Annotated in this window: 17 protein-coding genes and 4 tRNA genes; 7 read left to right on the forward strand and 14 right to left on the reverse strand. The window is 40.3% G+C overall.

The annotated features are described in order from the left end of the window. The first annotated feature begins 19 nt into the window (after positions 1-19). The 4 genes from M5F03_RS08700 to M5F03_RS08715 all read left to right on the forward strand — a co-directional run bounded on the left by M5F03_RS08700 (position 20) and on the right by M5F03_RS08715 (position 2989). A complete protein-coding gene (locus tag M5F03_RS08700; protein WP_249708207.1) occupies positions 20-1291 on the forward strand; it encodes an alpha/beta fold hydrolase in 1272 nt (423 codons plus the stop codon). 124 nt (positions 1292-1415) lie between these two features. Continuing rightward, a complete protein-coding gene (locus M5F03_RS08705; RefSeq protein WP_078189765.1) occupies positions 1416-1607 on the forward strand; it encodes a hypothetical protein in 192 nt (63 codons plus the stop codon). Positions 1608-1704: 97 nt separating this feature from the next. Continuing rightward, on the forward strand, positions 1705-2658 hold the full coding sequence (locus M5F03_RS08710) for a 2-hydroxyacid dehydrogenase (RefSeq protein WP_249708034.1): 954 nt from the start codon (positions 1705-1707) through the stop codon (positions 2656-2658). 4 nt (positions 2659-2662) lie between these two features. Continuing rightward, the gene (locus M5F03_RS08715; RefSeq protein WP_249708036.1) at positions 2663-2989 is read left to right on the forward strand and encodes a hypothetical protein; all 327 of its coding nucleotides are present in this window, start codon (positions 2663-2665) and stop codon (positions 2987-2989) included. A gap of 43 nt (positions 2990-3032) precedes the next feature. Here M5F03_RS08715 and M5F03_RS08720 read toward each other — a convergent pair whose 3' ends face one another. From M5F03_RS08720 to glyQ, 8 genes are all read right to left on the reverse strand, one after another. After that, positions 3033-3542, reverse strand: a complete 510-nt coding sequence (locus M5F03_RS08720) for a hypothetical protein (RefSeq protein WP_249708038.1) — start codon at positions 3540-3542, stop codon at positions 3033-3035. Positions 3543-3653: 111 nt separating this feature from the next. After that, positions 3654-4142, reverse strand: coding sequence for a hypothetical protein (locus tag M5F03_RS08725; RefSeq protein WP_249708208.1), 489 nt, complete (start codon positions 4140-4142; stop codon positions 3654-3656). A 261-nt stretch (positions 4143-4403) separates the two neighbouring features. After that, entirely contained in the window at positions 4404-5051 is a 648-nt protein-coding gene (locus M5F03_RS08730; protein ID WP_249708040.1) for a hypothetical protein, read from the reverse strand. Between the two features lie 352 nt (positions 5052-5403). Then, complete coding sequence (locus M5F03_RS08735; RefSeq protein WP_249708042.1) at positions 5404-5793, reverse strand: hypothetical protein; 390 nt, start codon at positions 5791-5793, stop codon at positions 5404-5406. Positions 5794-5860: 67 nt separating this feature from the next. After that, a complete protein-coding gene (locus tag M5F03_RS08740) occupies positions 5861-6811 on the reverse strand; it encodes a COG2958 family protein (RefSeq protein WP_180024512.1) in 951 nt (316 codons plus the stop codon). A 129-nt stretch (positions 6812-6940) separates the two neighbouring features. Then, positions 6941-7414 (reverse strand): hypothetical protein, encoded by a 474-nt coding sequence (locus M5F03_RS08745; protein ID WP_249708044.1) that lies wholly within the window; start codon positions 7412-7414, stop codon positions 6941-6943. Positions 7415-7521: 107 nt separating this feature from the next. Continuing rightward, positions 7522-9591 carry a glycine--tRNA ligase subunit beta gene (glyS, locus tag M5F03_RS08750; protein ID WP_249708052.1) on the reverse strand — a complete coding sequence of 690 codons (2070 nt, stop codon included), beginning with the start codon at positions 9589-9591 and terminating at the stop codon, positions 7522-7524. Continuing rightward, positions 9591-10574 (reverse strand): glycine--tRNA ligase subunit alpha, encoded by a 984-nt coding sequence (gene glyQ / locus M5F03_RS08755; protein WP_078192785.1) that lies wholly within the window; start codon positions 10572-10574, stop codon positions 9591-9593. Before glyQ ends, glyS begins: the two co-directional genes overlap by 1 nt. Positions 10575-10774: 200 nt before the next feature. Between glyQ and M5F03_RS08760 the strand changes: the two genes are divergently transcribed. Both M5F03_RS08760 and M5F03_RS08765 read left to right on the forward strand, forming a co-directional pair. Beyond that, a complete protein-coding gene (locus tag M5F03_RS08760; protein ID WP_078192784.1) occupies positions 10775-11287 on the forward strand; it encodes a hypothetical protein in 513 nt (170 codons plus the stop codon). Positions 11288-11545: 258 nt separating this feature from the next. Beyond that, a complete protein-coding gene (locus M5F03_RS08765; protein WP_180054320.1) occupies positions 11546-12652 on the forward strand; it encodes an HPP family protein in 1107 nt (368 codons plus the stop codon). Between the two features lie 118 nt (positions 12653-12770). Here M5F03_RS08765 and M5F03_RS08770 read toward each other — a convergent pair whose 3' ends face one another. Continuing rightward, positions 12771-13028: a PspC domain-containing protein gene (locus M5F03_RS08770; RefSeq protein ID WP_078189754.1), complete on the reverse strand. Its 258-nt coding sequence runs from the start codon at positions 13026-13028 to the stop codon at positions 12771-12773. 302 nt (positions 13029-13330) lie between these two features. On the opposite strand from M5F03_RS08770, the gene M5F03_RS08775 reads away from it, so the two are divergent. Further along, positions 13331-13984, forward strand: coding sequence for a hypothetical protein (locus tag M5F03_RS08775; protein WP_249708057.1), 654 nt, complete (start codon positions 13331-13333; stop codon positions 13982-13984). Positions 13985-14121: 137 nt separating this feature from the next. On the opposite strand, the gene M5F03_RS08780 is transcribed toward M5F03_RS08775, so the two are convergent. The 5 genes from M5F03_RS08780 to M5F03_RS08800 all read right to left on the reverse strand — a co-directional run bounded on the left by M5F03_RS08780 (position 14122) and on the right by M5F03_RS08800 (position 16739). After that, positions 14122-14197, reverse strand: a tRNA-Lys gene (locus tag M5F03_RS08780). Positions 14198-14459: 262 nt separating this feature from the next. Further along, positions 14460-14535 (reverse strand) — tRNA-Lys (locus M5F03_RS08785). A 49-nt stretch (positions 14536-14584) separates the two neighbouring features. Continuing rightward, positions 14585-14660 (reverse strand) — tRNA-Lys (locus M5F03_RS08790). A gap of 21 nt (positions 14661-14681) precedes the next feature. After that, a tRNA-Lys gene (locus M5F03_RS08795) sits at positions 14682-14757 on the reverse strand. 140 nt (positions 14758-14897) lie between these two features. Continuing rightward, positions 14898-16739: a long-chain-acyl-CoA synthetase gene (locus M5F03_RS08800; RefSeq protein WP_078192782.1), complete on the reverse strand. Its 1842-nt coding sequence runs from the start codon at positions 16737-16739 to the stop codon at positions 14898-14900. Positions 16740-16791: the final 52 nt, after the last annotated feature.

Genomic DNA, 16791 nt, shown 5'->3' on the forward strand with positions numbered 1-16791 from the left:
AGGACTGGAGCAAAGTACAATGGAAAAGCACATCATTTTTGAAGATGATCAAATTCGTGTCATTTTTCAGCCTGGCAGTTCTCGTGAGCTTATTTTTTCCTTCGGTGATTTGATTACCCGTGCCAAGGGATTGAGCATCAATGCCGAGAAGTCTTTGCAAAAATATAATTTTAATGTGATCGGTGTGATGCCGAAACAAAAATCGTGGTTTCCAGCATCGTCAATGCAACCGATGTATCAAGCCATCAAGCCGATCCTAGAGCAATTTGAGCTGCGAATTGCCTATGGTGGTTCCATGGGTGGCTATGCAGCCATTAAGTATGCCAATTTATTAGGATTCCAGCGCGTGGTGAGTATGGTGCCACAGTTCTCCATAGACCCTGAAGACATTGTCGATACACGCTATGGCATGTTCTTTCAACCTAATCTGCATGCCAATATGCGAGTACTTGCTGAAGATGTATCGACTACACGCGAATATATCGTGGTGTATGATCCTTATTGTCCAGAAGATCGCGCTCACTTTGAAAAACTACAGGCTTTAATTCCGCATGTGCATGTGTTGCATCTGCCGTTTACAGGGCATGATGCCATTGCGGTATTGGCGAGTTCAGAACTGTTAAATGATTTCTTGAGACATCCATTTGATGCGCCGTATTTTTATCAAAAAATGCGTCGGGTTAAGAAAAACAGTAAATTCTACTATCGAAAAGTCATCGAAAATTTACTGACACGTCATCGTGATGCCTTGGGTGAAATTTTAAAAAGCAATTCGTTTCAGCTTGACCCTCAGTTTTTTGATGCCAAACAAAAACAAACCTTATTACGGGTATTGTTTAATAACAAACAAGTCAGTGAGCAAGATCTGCAAAAGTTGGGGATCACGACCTTTTTGCCACAGGAAAATCGTAGCCTACTACTCGACCAGTTTGAACATGGTTTAGTGTTTAATGTGATTAGCCAAAAAATTGAAAGCTATGCAGCCGGTGTGATTGCGCTGAACCATAAGTTTTTGATTCCTTTACAGCCAAAAGGCACAGGTCTAGTTTACGTCCAAGTCCAAGATGAGCGTTACATGGTGGTGATGAATGACCGTCAGGTAATGAAATTGGTCTTAGCTCAAGATGAACTGGCGGCAGGTATGCATCCGATTTTAATGCAAAAATATGTGGGCTATTACACACTGAACTATAAAGAATTGCGTTTGAGTAGCGATGAATTTGGTCAAGTCTTCTTTGTGGAAAATGCCGATGCATCTTGCCAGTTTGTGGTGCAACCCGAACAAATTTAAGCTCGACATTGGGTTGAAAATCCAAAGCTTGCTAATTTGTAGGAAGAGATTATGATGAGAGAAAGGTAGTATAAAAAACAATCATACTACCCAAAACATCATAAGGAATATGAGGGTTATCAGTATGCATTCAACACAGATGCTTGCTGTATTATTCATCTTAGTGCTGACCATGGGTTCAGCCTATGCACAGGGGGTTAGTTCAAGCATACTGATTTTTAGCAGCAGTATGTTGTTACTTACGATACTGACCATTTATGTCATACTCAAAATTCGAAATTCACTGCAACATCATCTCGATAAACCCGCGAAATAGCGGGTTTTTTTATATGCTGTTCGATTGCACTTTGGTGCATCACAGGTTTTAATCATTCACAATCAAATCTTTATAATCGGCCAGAAGGGAAGCAGCCATGAAAGCGGTATTTCTAGATTATCAGTCTCTAGATAAACAGGACTTAGATTTTAGCGGACTAGAAGCACAGTTTGATGAATTGACACTCTATCCCGCAACAACGGCTGCAGAGGTTGCTCAGCGCATACAAGGGGCTGATGTGATTATCAGCAATAAAGTACACATCAATGCTGAGCACATGCAGCTCAATCCGCAATTAAAACTGATCTTAATTTCTGCCACTGGCACCAATAATGTTGACCTTGTACACGCACAGCAACAAGGCATCGTGGTGTGTAATTGCCAAGCTTATGGCACCGCTGCAGTCGCACAGCATACCTTGATGTTAATGTTGAACTTGGCGACATCATTTCGACAGTATGATCGGGCAGTCCAACAGGGGGATTGGCAAAAAGCAGATCAGTTCTGCTTACTAGATTTTCCAATTATTGAGCTGGCTGGTAAGACTTTGGGTATTGTTGGCTATGGCGAATTGGGGCAAGCCGTGGCACATTTAGCTAAAGCTTTTGGCATGAAAATTATGATTGGTGCGCTACCGAATCGACCTATGTTGGCTGAGCGTGTGGCATTTTCTGAGATGCTAGCGCAGGTCGATTTTCTGAGTTTGCATTGTCCTTTAACTGATGAAACCCGTGATTTACTCAATCATGAAAGCTTGGCTCAAATGAAAGCATCGGCCTTTGTGATCAATTGCGCACGAGGTGGTGTTGTCAATGAATCGGCATTAGCCGAGGCATTAAAATTAGGGACGATCGCAGGCGCAGCAACCGATGTCTTGACGGTTGAGCCACCTAAGCAGGGTAATGTGCTGCTCGACCCGAGTATTCCAAATTTAATCATTACCCCACATAGTGCATGGGGAAGCGTCGATGCGCGACAACGCATTGTGCAGCAATTGGTGGAAAATGTAGAAGCCTTTAAAGCGGGGATAGTCATTCGACAGGTGAATTAAAATCGTGTTTAAGGAAAATTATTTATTCCAGAACCCTGATTTTGAAGTTGATAAATTCATGCCGACCTTACAAGTTGTGCTGGTTTCGGTATTTTTTATTGCGCATTTTATCTTAGCGCTTATTGATTTTTTAAATCGCTATTGGTATTGGGGACTATGGCTGGTTGTGGTACCTATTATTGTGGGACAGGTCTATTTTTCCGTCTTTGGAGAGGTTGCGCATATTGATCGTTTATCAGTCTGGGTTGACTATCCATTTTGCCTGTTGATGCTTATTCAAATCTGTACTGCATCGTTTGTACGTTGGCGATATCTCAAGCCTAATGCTTAATGCTTAATGCTTAATGCTTAATGCTTAATTTAATAGTTAAATTTCAGCATTTTTTCAAAAATTTAGCATTGAAATGATTTTTGATCCGCTCAAATTCAAGTTCAGTCTTGATACTGTTTGGCATCATGATTCGTAAATAACTTTTTTCGAGTTTAAAAGGCTCTTTGGTATTGGGTACAGGATTAAAGCCACCATTTGGGTAGATCAAATTTGTCTCATAAGCACGTAAAATCTGATCATTGTGAAAATAATAACTTGTTAGGGATTGATTGGATTCTCCAAAAACATAGAGGTTTATTTTGCATTGATCATCGAGTTGATACAGTGTCGCTTCATTGCCTTCAGTCGATTTGTATTCTTCGTCATCTAGCATCTCTAAGGTTTGTAATAATTTACCTTCGGCATCATGATTATATTGGTATGAATCGTACAATTGGGGAAAAATAGTTTGCAACTGTGGATAACTTTTCAACAATTGTGGAAAACGTTGTAAGCCAATCACAGAGCCAACACAGAGCAGAATGCCAAGCAAGATACCAAATAAAATTCGCATTTTTTTCTCATTAATTCATTGTTTTTATAGGCATAGGCCAAAGACCAAAAGTATTTAATTTTGGTTTTAAAAAAGCCCAACCAAAGTTGAGCTTTTAAATGTAGTGTTAAATTATAAATCAGTCACTGGATACGTCGTAGACGTTGAACTCGATGGATAACTACTTTGTGGATATTGATTGTTATTTTGCCCCGCATTATTGCTTGGAGCCGTATTGATTGTATTGCCTGAAGACGGTTCACTCAACGACTGTTGGCTAATGGGCGCAGGTTGGCTAGTTTTACCTGTAATATTTTCACGGGTTTGTTTCAATTTTTCATTGACGTTTTGAGTGGCTTGCTGTGCGCCCTGATCAACCTGTTGCACTGTATTTTGAGTAGCAGTTTTCGTATTGTCCCAAGCTTGGTCAACCGAAGGCTTAATTTTAGAAATTCCGCGTTCAGTCATTTCACCAATATTTTTAGCAGCACCGACCACGCCTTCTTGGGCTTTATAGGCCCACACATGCAATAAATTTGGATTATCACCATAAGGGCTCACAGGTTTTTTCGCTTGTTGCTCAGTACTTTGCGCTGCTGCGTTTTCTTGTGCCCAAAGCATGGGTGTCGTGAATATTAAGCTTAGGCATAACGTTGCTTTTAATGAAATCTTCACAGCTTCACCTCTGAATTTTATAGATTTTCTATCTGATGAATGGATTTAACGCATTATAGGAAAAATTGCAGCGAAAAAAACTTGCCGTAGCAAAATCAATACAGCAAATGACAGCTTTGTACACGTTTGTATTTGGCTTAAGGCAAAAAAAGGCCCACCGAAGGGTGAGCCAACTCTCTGGAGGAGAGGGTATAAAAGCCAGTTTATTTATTTGTGAGCACCTAAGCTGGCTTCATGTGAGCTATGGACTTCAGCTTGTGCGACAGGCGTTTGCAACTGTACATTGCTACTGCCACTCACATTGGCTTCTTGACCTTTTTGGAAATTCGCTTTGGTTTGTTGCCATTTTTCACTGGCAAATTGGCGACCTTCCTGAGCTTTTTCACCTAAATAGCTCTTGGTTTGATCAACTTTGTTGTCGACATTGCTTTTACGTTCATCGAGTTTTGCTTTGTCTTTTGCAGCTTTTTCGTCGAGCTGTGCTTTGCGCTCATCAAGCTTAGCTTTATTTTGCTCAGCCTTGGCATCGATCTTGGCTTTCGCTGCGTCTGACTTTTCATCTTTAGACTGTTTTAGGTCAGCCCATTTATTTTTAGCATCTTGCTTTTTGTCTGCACTGAATTCTTTGGTGTCTTGCCATTTTTCTTGGGTGAAGGTTTTGGTCTTATCGACGCCTTTCTCAATTTTGTCACCGGCTGCATGCGCAGACTGATTAATGTCTTGTTTTAGATTTTGCAGTACAGACGGTTGCTGTGTTTCAACTTTCGCATTGGCTTCTACTGCGGTGTTCGCAAATAGTGGGGTGGTTGTGAATAATGCTGCGGTGATCAGTGTTGTTTTAAATAAAGGTTTCATCTTTGCATTTGTCCTCTTTTATTGAACGCTGCTGTTGCACTCAGCATTTGCGCTTTTGGAGCAGAGGACATCTTAAGAGTAAAAAAAAGCAAAAAGTGATTTTGTGCGATAAGTCACACAATGCGATAACAGCTCAGATACGCGGAAGTTTGAAGTGTGGAAACTTGGTTAAGTTAATGTATTATTGTAATTTTATGAAAATACAGTGGCTTATATGTGTTTTGCGCGTTGCTGTGGTGTGGTGCTAGTTACGATTTTCATGATTAAAAATTATGGGTTTGAACGAATTATTGTGCAAGATTCAAGGAAAAATGAAACCATACCTCCATTTTGGAGATATGGTTTTTATTATTTATTCACATTGTGTAAGCGCATCTTTTGCAAAATGACCGCGTAATGCAAGGAAGTTTTTCTGTACATCCGCTGCATTTAAATCAAAATTGTGCGCTGAACTTGTACCATCTTTAGCAAAGGTTGCTGTACCACCTGAAATTAGGGTTAAGCCTTTAAATGACCATTGTTCAACCGATTTTGCTTCTTCTAAATTGCCTGTAAATTCAATCACGCATTTATCTACAAATTTAGTCAGTTTTGCTTTGTTATCCTTGGTATCTGGGTAGACATCAATGTTTTGAACTTCTTGTAATACACCTGTTTCAAGTTGTGGAATCGTTGGTGCAGATGTACATGCAGAAAGTGTTATACCCGCAAGACCAGTCAAAAGGAATGCTTTCAATTTCATAAGGTTCATTCTTGTTGAGTGTTGTTTAGTCGAGTATAGGGAAATGGAAGTGAGTTGGCTAGATGGGCTATCTATTCCAATCGTGTTTTCGAATACGGCCCGTTTGGTAATAAATTGAGACTAATTCGATAAAGTTTTTAAAATCTGAATTTTCACTTAATATGCGATTTATAGACTGCCAATCTACTTCTTGTCTTCGTCGAGCAGGAAGAAAAATTTCACTTTCAGTTGGATTTTCAGGAATTAAAATGATTACACCAATTCCGTGAAGTGCAGAAAGCATGCGAAGTTCCTCTTCGACTTCATTTGTAGAAATTGCAGTTGCTACCAAATAACCTTCATTTGCCCAACTAGAATTACTGACGGCTTGGAAAAAACTACTTCTAACATTTGAGCTATTTAGCTCTTTTTTAACTTCAAAAGACCATAATTTTACATTTTGCCCTGAGCTATTTTTTACGCAAGTCTTTATAAGATCATGCCAATGGTCATCTAGTGCTTGCATTGCAACAATATCAGGGTGTAACCATTGATTACCATTTTGCCCTCGAGAGTTCTTAGAGCGTTTTTCATCTATTCTAAGACAATATAAATCAAGTTCAGAATTTAAAAACTCTATTAAAATAGGGTAGAGATCATGTTCAGATAGTCGATCATCTTTAATTGGTAATTCTTTTTCAATATCTATAGCATGCGAATCCATCACATTATTAAGCTGGAGCTGTGATTCATAGACTTCAGAGGGGTTAAACCAAAAAACTCTAGGTCTTGGTTGATCCCGTATATGGATATTTGGTGAAATTTTTTGAATATTAGTTTTTGCTGTACTGCTAATTTCACGGACGATTTGTTGAATAAAATCAGCTTCTGAATAAAATCTATCATTAGATCGTTTTACTTCATAATCTTCTGGATATATTTTTATAATAGCTTCTGCTATTTCACGAGAATTAAATTTTTGATTTGGGTGTGCTTTTAAAAATTCTGCGACTTTTTGTGGTTGTGATAACTTCATTATATTTTCAAAAATAAATACCCCACTAATTTATAACGAGGTTTTATTTGTTTTACAAGCAATTAAGTCTTACATGCTGCAATATCGAAATATCATAAAAAAGTCATGACCTTGAACCACTCAATATTTTCATCAAATCTTCGGCAAAAAGAACAACAACACTAGTCCACCTAATACGCCACCCATAATCAGCCAATCTTTTTTACGAATATCTGCAACACGAATTATTGAAAAATACAGACTGCTAAAAAATAGAAAAACAAAGACAAATAGCACGAGGGGATTATTGAATATAAATTTAGTACTGCCAAATAAAACGAAAATGGTTGTGCTCGACAACCAATACACCAAACTTAAAACAAATTTTGAAAGCGTTAAGTAACGCACAGTGCGGTCTAATCTTGGTAAACTGACCGCAACGATGATGATTCCAATAAATCCACCCAAAACAGAAATAATCAAAAAGAATAAAGCACCCATATCTGGCTTGTTTGGAATGTATGGATGAAACTTCCAAAGGTAGAAGCTGCATGCCATCAATACTGCATGTAATATAAAAAGATAGAGATCTGGGCGGTAAGGATGATTGACTGTAATACTTTTCATATATTGTTCTTATCAAAAAATCCCGCTATTTCTAACAGGATTCTACCTAGATTTCAAACGGCATAAAAAAACCCGCTCTAAAGCGGGTTTTTAATGAATACTTAAACTTAGTGCTGTAACACTGAAATATCAGCCACTTTCGTAAACAAGTCACGAAGCTGTGCAAGCATACGTAAACGGTTTGCTTTTAGGTCAGCATCATCGGCCATCACCATCACACCGTCAAAGAACGCATCGACTGGCGCACGAAGTGCAGCAAGTGCAGAAAGGGCAGCGGTGTAGTCCTTCGCAGCAAATAATGGCTCAACTACAGGTGTGATTTTTGCAAGTTCAGCGAACAATGCTTTTTCAGCATCTTCAACCAAGTTCGCTTCAACCACAGCGCCTTCAGGTGCAGCTTCTTTCGCAAGAATGTTCGCAACACGCTTGTTGGCAGCAGCAAGTGCAGCAGCTTCAGGCAAGTCACGGAAATGATTTACCGCATTTACACGCTTATCAAAATCAAGTGGAGATTTTGGAGACAACGCTTGAACTGCTTGAATCACATCAACTGCTACGCCTTGGTCTTCATATTTCGCACGGTAACGACCTTCAAGGAATGCAACAGCATCCGCTAAAGTTTTATCGTGATCTTTCAATACATCGCCATAAGCAGCAAGTGCAAGTTTGATTAGATCTTCAATCGAAACATCTAAATCATTTTCAGTCACAAGACGCAAGATACCAATGGCAGAACGACGTAATGCAAACGGGTCTTTAGAACCTGTAGGCGCTTGACCAATACCAAAAATACCTGTCAATGTATCTAAACGGTCAGCAAGCGCAAGCGTTGTACCGGTCTTGGTTTTTGGTAAAACGTCACCTGCAAATTTAGGTAAGTATTGTTCACCTAAAGATTCAGCGACTTCATCATTTTCGCCTTCAATACGTGCGTAGTAAGTACCCGCAATACCTTGAAGCTCAGGGAATTCACCCACCAACTCAGAGGTTAAGTCGCATTTTGCAAGGAGTGCAGCTTTCTCAGCATCTGCTGGGTTTGCACCAGTGATTGCAGAAAGTGCAACAGCCAAAGTCGCGATACGTTCAGACTTGTTCCATAGGGTGCCAAGTTCAGCTTGGAACACCATGTTTGCAAGTTTCTCTTTACGAGATGCAAGCGGTTGCTTTTGGTCTTGTAAGAAGAAGAATTCAGCATCTGACAAACGTGGACGAACGACTTTTTCGTTACCTTCAATAATTTGAGACGGATCTTTCGACTCAATGTTTGACACGGTAATGAAGTAAGGTTGAAGCTTATTGTCGGCATTTACTAAGCAGAAGTACTTTTGGTTGTCCTGCATCGTTGTAATCAACGCTTCTTGCGGCACAGCAAGGAAACGTTCTTCAAAGCTTGCACGAAGCGCAACTGGCCATTCAACCAATGCTGTTACTTCGTCACGTAAGTCCGCAGGGACAATCGCAATGGCATTTACTTCATCAGCCAAAGCTTTGACTTGTTGGTCGATGATGGCTTGGCGCTCTTCAAAGTTTGCAATCACTTTTGCAGTACGCAGGGCATCAAGATAAGCATCGGCATTTGCAAGTGTAATTGCTTCAGGAGCATGGAAACGGTGACCATAAGTCACGTTACCTGCTTGGTGATCCTGAATGGTTGCTTCAATTACATCACTGTCTTTCAACAAAACAACCCATTTTACAGGACGTACAAACTCAGTACGGCTTGCAGCAGAACGCATGCGTTTTGCGATAGGTAGGTTATCTAAAGCGTGTTGTAAAATTTGAGGAAGTAAAACATCAAGGCTTTGACCTTTTACATCTTTTAAGTAGCACACTTTTTCAACTTTACCTGCTTGGAAAGTTGAAACTTGATCAACCGTAATGCCTTGACCGCGCATAAAGCCTTCAAGTGCTTTAGTCGGTTTGCCATCGGCATCAAACGCTGCTTGCTTCGCAGGGCCGTCGAAACGTTTTTGAGTGTCGGCTTGCGCAGCATCGACATTCACAATTTTAAGTGCAAGGCGGCGTGGTGCTGCATATGCTTCGATTGAATCGAATGCTAGACCTGCGTCTTTTAAGCCTTTTACCGTTTCTGCATGTAGCGCGTCACGTAATTTTTTTAAACTTTTTGGTGGAAGTTCTTCGCAGCCTAATTCGAACAATACTGTATGTTTAGACATTATTTGCTCTCCTTAGATTCTACTTTTGCTTCAGCTTCAACTTGTGCTTTTAACTGAGCTAATACTTCGTCACGTAAAGCAGGTTCTGCCATCGGGAAGCCAAGCTTCGCACGCGCAGCGACATAACTTTGGGCAATCGCACGAGCCAATGTACGTACACGTAAAATGTAACGTTGACGTTCAGTTACTGAAATTGCGCCACGTGCATCAAGCAAGTTAAAGCTATGCGATGCTTTAATTACTTGTTCATAGGCAGGCAGTGGAAGTTCAGCTTCCATTAAACGAGTCGCTTCAGCTTCATAGAAGTCGAATAATTCAAACATTTTTTCAACGTTGGCATATTCAAAGTTATAGGTCGATTGTTCAACTTCGTTTTGGTGGAACACGTCGCCATAAGTCACTGTACCAAACTGACCTTTAGTCCAAACCAAGTCGTAAACTGAGTCTACACCTTGGAGGTACATCGCTAGACGTTCTAGACCGTAAGTGATTTCGCCAGTTACAGGGTAGCATTCAACGCCACCGACTTGTTGGAAGTAAGTGAACTGAGTCACTTCCATACCGTTTAACCAAACTTCCCAACCTAAGCCCCATGCGCCAAGTGTTGGAGATTCCCAGTTGTCTTCCACGAAACGAATGTCGTGAACAAGGGTATCAATACCAATGGCTTTTAATGAATCTAAGTACAACTGTTGGATGTTGTCTGGGTTTGGCTTCAACACGACTTGGAACTGGTAGTAGTGTTGTAGACGATTCGGGTTCTCACCATAACGGCCATCTTTAGGACGACGAGAAGGCTGAACATAAGCCGCGTTCCAAGTTTCAGGGCCTAAAGCACGTAGGAAAGTTGCAGTGTGGAAAGTACCTGCACCCATTTCCATATCGTAAGGTTGTAACACTACACAACCTTGTTCAGCCCAGTAGTTTTGTAAGGCAAGAATTAAGCCTTGGAAGGTATCAATATGCGATATGGCGCGACTCATGGTCATCCACTTAAAATTAGATAAAAATTGTGCTCAATTATAAGGATTTTGGGGGTGTGTGGCAAAGGGTTAATCATTCTTGAATCAAGCTTTGATGTTTTAATGATGCGCAGAATTTTATATTTTCCTATTGTACAGAATAAAAACGAAGTTACTTGTGGCATAAAGTGGATGAATAAATTGAATGATGAGCGATAACAATGTTTAAGAAGTCTTTTATTGTGATAAGTATGGTGCTATCTGCCTGTAGTACGACGCCTGTAGCTTTGTATTCAGATTCATCACTTCACGCTTCAAAAATTGCGACTATTACAAATTCTTGCAACGCGGAATGTAAGAATTTGATTAAACAGCAGTTAGTGGTCAGCTCAAAGTATCAAATGAGCGAAGGTCTTTTGCTTGAGGTCAATGGTCAGCAGGGGACGCGAAAAGTCACACGAGGAATGGCTTTTGACTCACCTATTCACGGACGGTTTACCACCGCTGTAGAACAGGGAAAAACTGAGCTCGTCATTGATCATAATTCACAGCTAGTTATCGCTCGTCCAGCTCGATTCACTGTTGATTTATTGGGTGGGCATAATTATGTGATTGGACGTATTCGAGTTGAACGAATCCCTTCGGCTTATTATGAATGGTTTCCTATTGTGTATGATGAAACAGCTCAGAAAATTATTTATGGCAGTGAAGATTTAATTGATCAAGATGAATAAGCTGACCGCCTAAATGTTCCTTTGTTTTAGTGAGTACAGATGTGAGCGCTGATAGATTTTTTATTTTAATTATCAGTAACATATAATGAGAATTTTAGGCTCATTTCTTGGGATAAAACTACGCAAGTAAGCGGCGTATACATCATTCAAAAGAATCAAAAGTAAAATTTATAAGATAAAGATGTAAGTTGAATGCATCTTATTGCTTGCATGGCTTTATAATTGCCACATCTCGCAAAACAACAAACAAGGTATCTCGTGTTTCACGCAAAATCAGCTTGGCTCAATACGCTTAAACCCAACTTTAAAGTTCTGCCTTTAAAAGACCGCATCCTGTGTGGGGTAGGTGCTTTGCTGGGCCTGAGTATTTCTTCGCTGATCAGTTGGCTGGCGCTAGGTGACTTAAATGCATGGTACATCGCACCGATGGGTGCATCATCTGTGCTGCTCTTTGCGGTACCTGCCAGCCCTTTGGCACAGCCATGGAATATGGTGGTTGGTAATAGTCTTGCGGCCTTGATTGGCGTGACGTGTGCGATGTTTATTCCTAATTTAACCGAAGCATTTAGTATCGCGGTTGCATTAGCGATTATCTTAATGATGACCACAGACTCATTGCATCCACCAAGTGGAGCCGTGGCGATTACAGCGGTATTGGGCGGAGAGGCAGTCCATGATTTAGGCTATGCCTTTCTTTTTTATCCAGTCCTTTTAAATTCGGTCCTCTTGATGGTGGTTGCTATCATTTATAACCGATTACTAGGCAAGCAGTATCCACAAAAAGCACAAGTCAATACTCGGACGACAGATCCAACACCGACACAAAAAGTGTCGATTCAGCCAGCGGATATTCAGCAAGTCTTAGAACAGCAAAGTCAGTTGCTTGATATTAGTGAATATGACTTACAAAAAATTATTTTAGAAGCACAGCAATTAGCCAGTCGTCGTGGCCTAAGCCAGTTTCATTGTCGTGACATCATGAGTCAGCAAGTGATTACCCTGCGTGCAGAAGATGATATTCAGTCAGCATTGGAAAAGTTTAAACAAGTCAATTTGATGAGTTTGCCTGTGGTGAGTGATTTGGATCGCTTGGTGGGAAATTTGGCTTTATATGATGTAGTGGAATGGTTTAAACGTGCCGCAGACCCCAAAGCCAGTTGGGAAAATCACGTTTATCAAATTATGAATCCCAAAGTGGTGACCGTGCAGCCTGATCAACCGATTGAAGACTTGGTACCATATTTTGTGGAAAGATCTTTTAATTATATTCCAGTCGTCGAACAAAAACGGTTGGTGGGAATGATTAGCCGTGCCGATATGATTGCCGCCTTATATCAACAGCTAAATCAGCAAACAAAATCTTAAGCCTTAAACTTTGATTTAAATTCATCAGACTTAAATATGGCTTTGCCAATATATAGGCAAAAAAAAGCTACGGAATCTTGGGGGAGAAACCGTAGCGACCAAACTGGGTCAAAGGATTTTAACGTCTGTCATCATTCACAGTACGAATAGGGTCTGAATAGCCATTGGTACGGAAAAAGTTATCTTGTGCTTTAGGCATGACTAACCATAAAACCAAGTACACCAAAATACCGGGAAAGGCTGCGCTTAAGCATGATACAAAGATAAAAATAATACGCAGTAAATTTGCGTTCCAACCAAAACGTTCAGCAATACCCCCCATCACACCAGCAATCATGTTAGAGCGGTTTGAGCGGTATAAACCAACATTGGCCATTCAGGTCTCCTTAAAAAAATAGAATAAATTTGAATATTTCCAAATTCATATTATAGAAATGGTGACAAGCTTTACGATTTAAAGGGTGCAGAAAAAAAATTAAGTAAAGTTATGTAATTTGAAGAATTAGTTTGATTAGTTTGCCTTTAAAATAGCTTGAGTATTAATTAAATATGAACGATAACAATGAGATATGATTAACATATATCGTAAATATATGTATAAAGCGTTGATTATTTGATTACAATATTAAGTCAGCAAGAACTGAAAAAACCAATGAATGATTGGTCTTGGCACATTATATGAAAACATCGGCTTCACCTTTTTTGATGAAATTTGCATATCTTTCAGTGTTTGCAGGAGTGTTCAGCCTCTCTTTTATTGGTTGTAGTCCAACGCCTCAACCCGCAGCGGATAAGGGTGAAATTTCGGCATCAACTGTCGCATCGGAAGTTCAAGCGAAGCAAGATCATGGAAAAAAATTAACCCAAGTGGCAGGGCAGGCGACATTGCCGAATGACGATGAAATAAAGTCAGCTCCTGTTCCTGAGCATGCCAAAATTTTTATTGGACGTTTTCATGCCAAAGTAAAATGCGATGACAGTTTTATTCCATGCCCAGAAGGCGATGCGGAGTTCATTCTTAACTTATTGCCAGATGGCACGGTACACCGCAGTATTATTCAAATTGGTAAAGTGTTTGCTGAAAAAACCAATACGCCAGGCATTAATGTGAAATACCGTAAGGATACGTGGAGTGTTAATAAAGCACATACCGAGCTGGTGGTTCATCGAAAAGAAGGCGTGAATTTCTATTATCATGTGATTAATGAAAATAAAATCACCATGGATTTAGACAAAATTCGTCAAGGTGAAGTCGACCGAAATCAGGAATTATTTTCTAAAGGCTATCCTCAGCCTCAACATGCCTATACCTTGGTGAAAGACCCAAATTAAATACTGCGAATGAAGTAAATAAAATTATAAATTGCGTTTGAGTGTCGGCGTGAAATTCGCAGACATTGGCTAATCGAATGCAACTAGCTTATAAAAAATTGAATTATTAATACGATATAGTTAAGACAAAACAGAATTGGTGGGTTGTGTGGGGTTCGAACCCACGACCAATAGATTAAGAGTCTACTGCTCTACCAACTGAGCTAACAACCCTGAGAAAATTTTAAAAGAGCATTTTAAAATTTTAGCAAGATAAACGAAGCGCGTAGTTTTGAATACTAGGGAATATTTGTTATCTAAAATTTTTCAGGTCAAATACTTCATCTAGCAAGACAAGAATGATACTTCGCAACATCGCTATAGCAAAATTTCGAGAATGGCGAATCAAAACCAATAATGGTGATGGTTTGTCTTGGTCGGAACCTGCAGGTTTCTTTTTCTTCAACTGCCGGAAGAAAGAAGCCCTAAGAAAGAATGGTGGGTCGTCCGCGACTCGAACGCGGGACCAATAGATTAAAAGTCTACTGCTCTACCAACTGAGCTAACGACCCTTAGGGGGTATGCACAAGATTGTAATCTAAAACTGGCATTTTAGAAAGATGGTGGGTCGTCCGCGACTCGAACGCGGGACCAATAGATTAAAAGTCTACTGCTCTACCAACTGAGCTAACGACCCATCTTGTGGTATCGAAGGAAATGGTGGGTCGTCCGCGACTCGAACGCGGGACCAATAGATTAAAAGTCTACTGCTCTACCAACTGAGCTAACGACCCATTTCGCTTGATGGTGCGTATTGTAGCAAGATCTGCTTCAAGCGCAAGTAAAAATTCATAAACTTGCTTGTGTTTGATTATAAATACAACAAAGTAGCTCATTTTAGCGGATATCTGTCGCTAAAATGAGCGCTATTTGCTTAAAAACGGTATTTATATGCCTGAATATTGGCATAAATTTCAGGAGTTAAATCACAGTAAGCAGTTGCATTTGGCAGCAATACCAATAAACGTTCATCAGTTTGCTTAGGATCAAAAGCTTGTTCTTTCAGCTTGTTTTTTTGGTATTTAAATGTGCCTGTGGTTTCGACTTTTTTCTGTACACGTAAAAATACTGGCACGGCATAAGCTGGTAAGCATTTTTTAAATTGCAGAACCATTTCACTACAATCTTGTTCGTTGAGTTCGGCACCATCGGTGAGCGTGATGGCAGCCATACCTGCACGGCCATTGGTATCTGGAATTTCTACGCCATAAACCACAGCTTCAGCAATTTTATCGTACTCACTCACCATGTTTTCAACTTCAGTGGTTGAAACGTTTTCACCTTTCCAGCGGAAAGTATCACCTAGACGGTCGACAAATTGTGCATGGCGGAAGCCAATGTCACGAACCAAGTCACCAGTGTTGAAGTATGAATCACCATGCTTAAATACATCTTTCATAATAACGGATTTGTTTTTTTCCGTGTCGGTATAGCCATCAAAAGGTGAGCGACGGGTAATTTTACCGATGAGTAAGCCGACTTCACCTTTTTTGACTTTAATGCAGCGACCTTTAGCATCATGTACAGCTTCATTTTTTTCTTTATCAAACTGAATAATCGCATAAGGCGTTGGTGAAAAACCAACGGTATTGTCGAAGTTAAACACATTACTAAAGCCGACGTTGCCTTCACTTGAAGCATAGAGTTCAAGGACTTCTTCGACCCCAAAGCGTTCTTTAAACTTATCCCAAATGTTTGGTCGCATGCCATTACCAATCATTTTTTTCACACGATGGCCTTTTTCAAGGTCTGAATGTGGAGCATCCATCAAATAGCGGCAAAGCTCGCCCACATAGCCAATGGCTGATGCATCAAATTTTTGTACATCTTTCCAAAACGATGAGGTTGAAAACTTGCGACGCAGGGCAAGGGTGGCGCTACCTGCAATCACCCCACACCAACAAACTACAGTGCCTGTAGCGTGATAGAGCGGTAAAGTTACGTACATCACATCATCTTTATTCAGATTAAGGACGTGACCATATGTTCCATAAGCCAAAGTCCAACGGCTGTTGGTGAAAATCACCGCTTTAGGTAAGCCTGTTGTCCCAGAAGTGTAGATATAAAATAGGCCGTCTTTGCCTTTTACACTTGCAGTGGTGGGTGTGTTGAATTTTGGAAATTCATCAATCGCTTCTGCAAGGTTTAAGAAGCCTTTCGGTGCTTGACCGGCATCTACACGAGTGGCTTGATCTGCGAACCAATGTAAACGATCTGCAGCTACACTGAGATCACCACGAATCTCTTCTACGGCTTGGCGGCATTCTTCGCCCACAATTACCGCAATTGGGTTCACTAAGTTGATGCTGTGTGTCAGGACTTTGCCGACTTGTGAGGTGTTTACCAAGGCACTGGTGACGCCAATTTTGGCTAAAGCCACGATGGTTGCAACGAGTTCAGATCGGTTTTCGATCATCACCGCAATCACATCACCTTTTTTTGCACCGAGTGCAAGGTAATAGTGACCAATTTGATTGGCCCATTCATTGAGTTCGTTATAGGTATATTTTTGCTCTTCAAAATAAAGCGCATAACCTTTAGGATTACGCTTTACGGCTTTTTCAAATGCAATTCCCAAGCCTGCGGAAGTATTTGGGGTACGTAAATAGGCTTGCTTTAGACCACTCAACAGGTTGGGTACTTTGCTAATGAACGCGGGAATTTTTGCTGCAACATCAGCAATCCCAATAAGGTCGTGTTGTGTAGTTTGGCTCATGTGAATCCTATTTATTTTTCGTAATCCGATACGGTCTATTTCTTTGCAATGA

The organism is Acinetobacter amyesii, from assembly GCF_023499985.1.
GTDB classification, from domain to species: Bacteria; Pseudomonadota; Gammaproteobacteria; order Pseudomonadales; family Moraxellaceae; genus Acinetobacter; species Acinetobacter amyesii.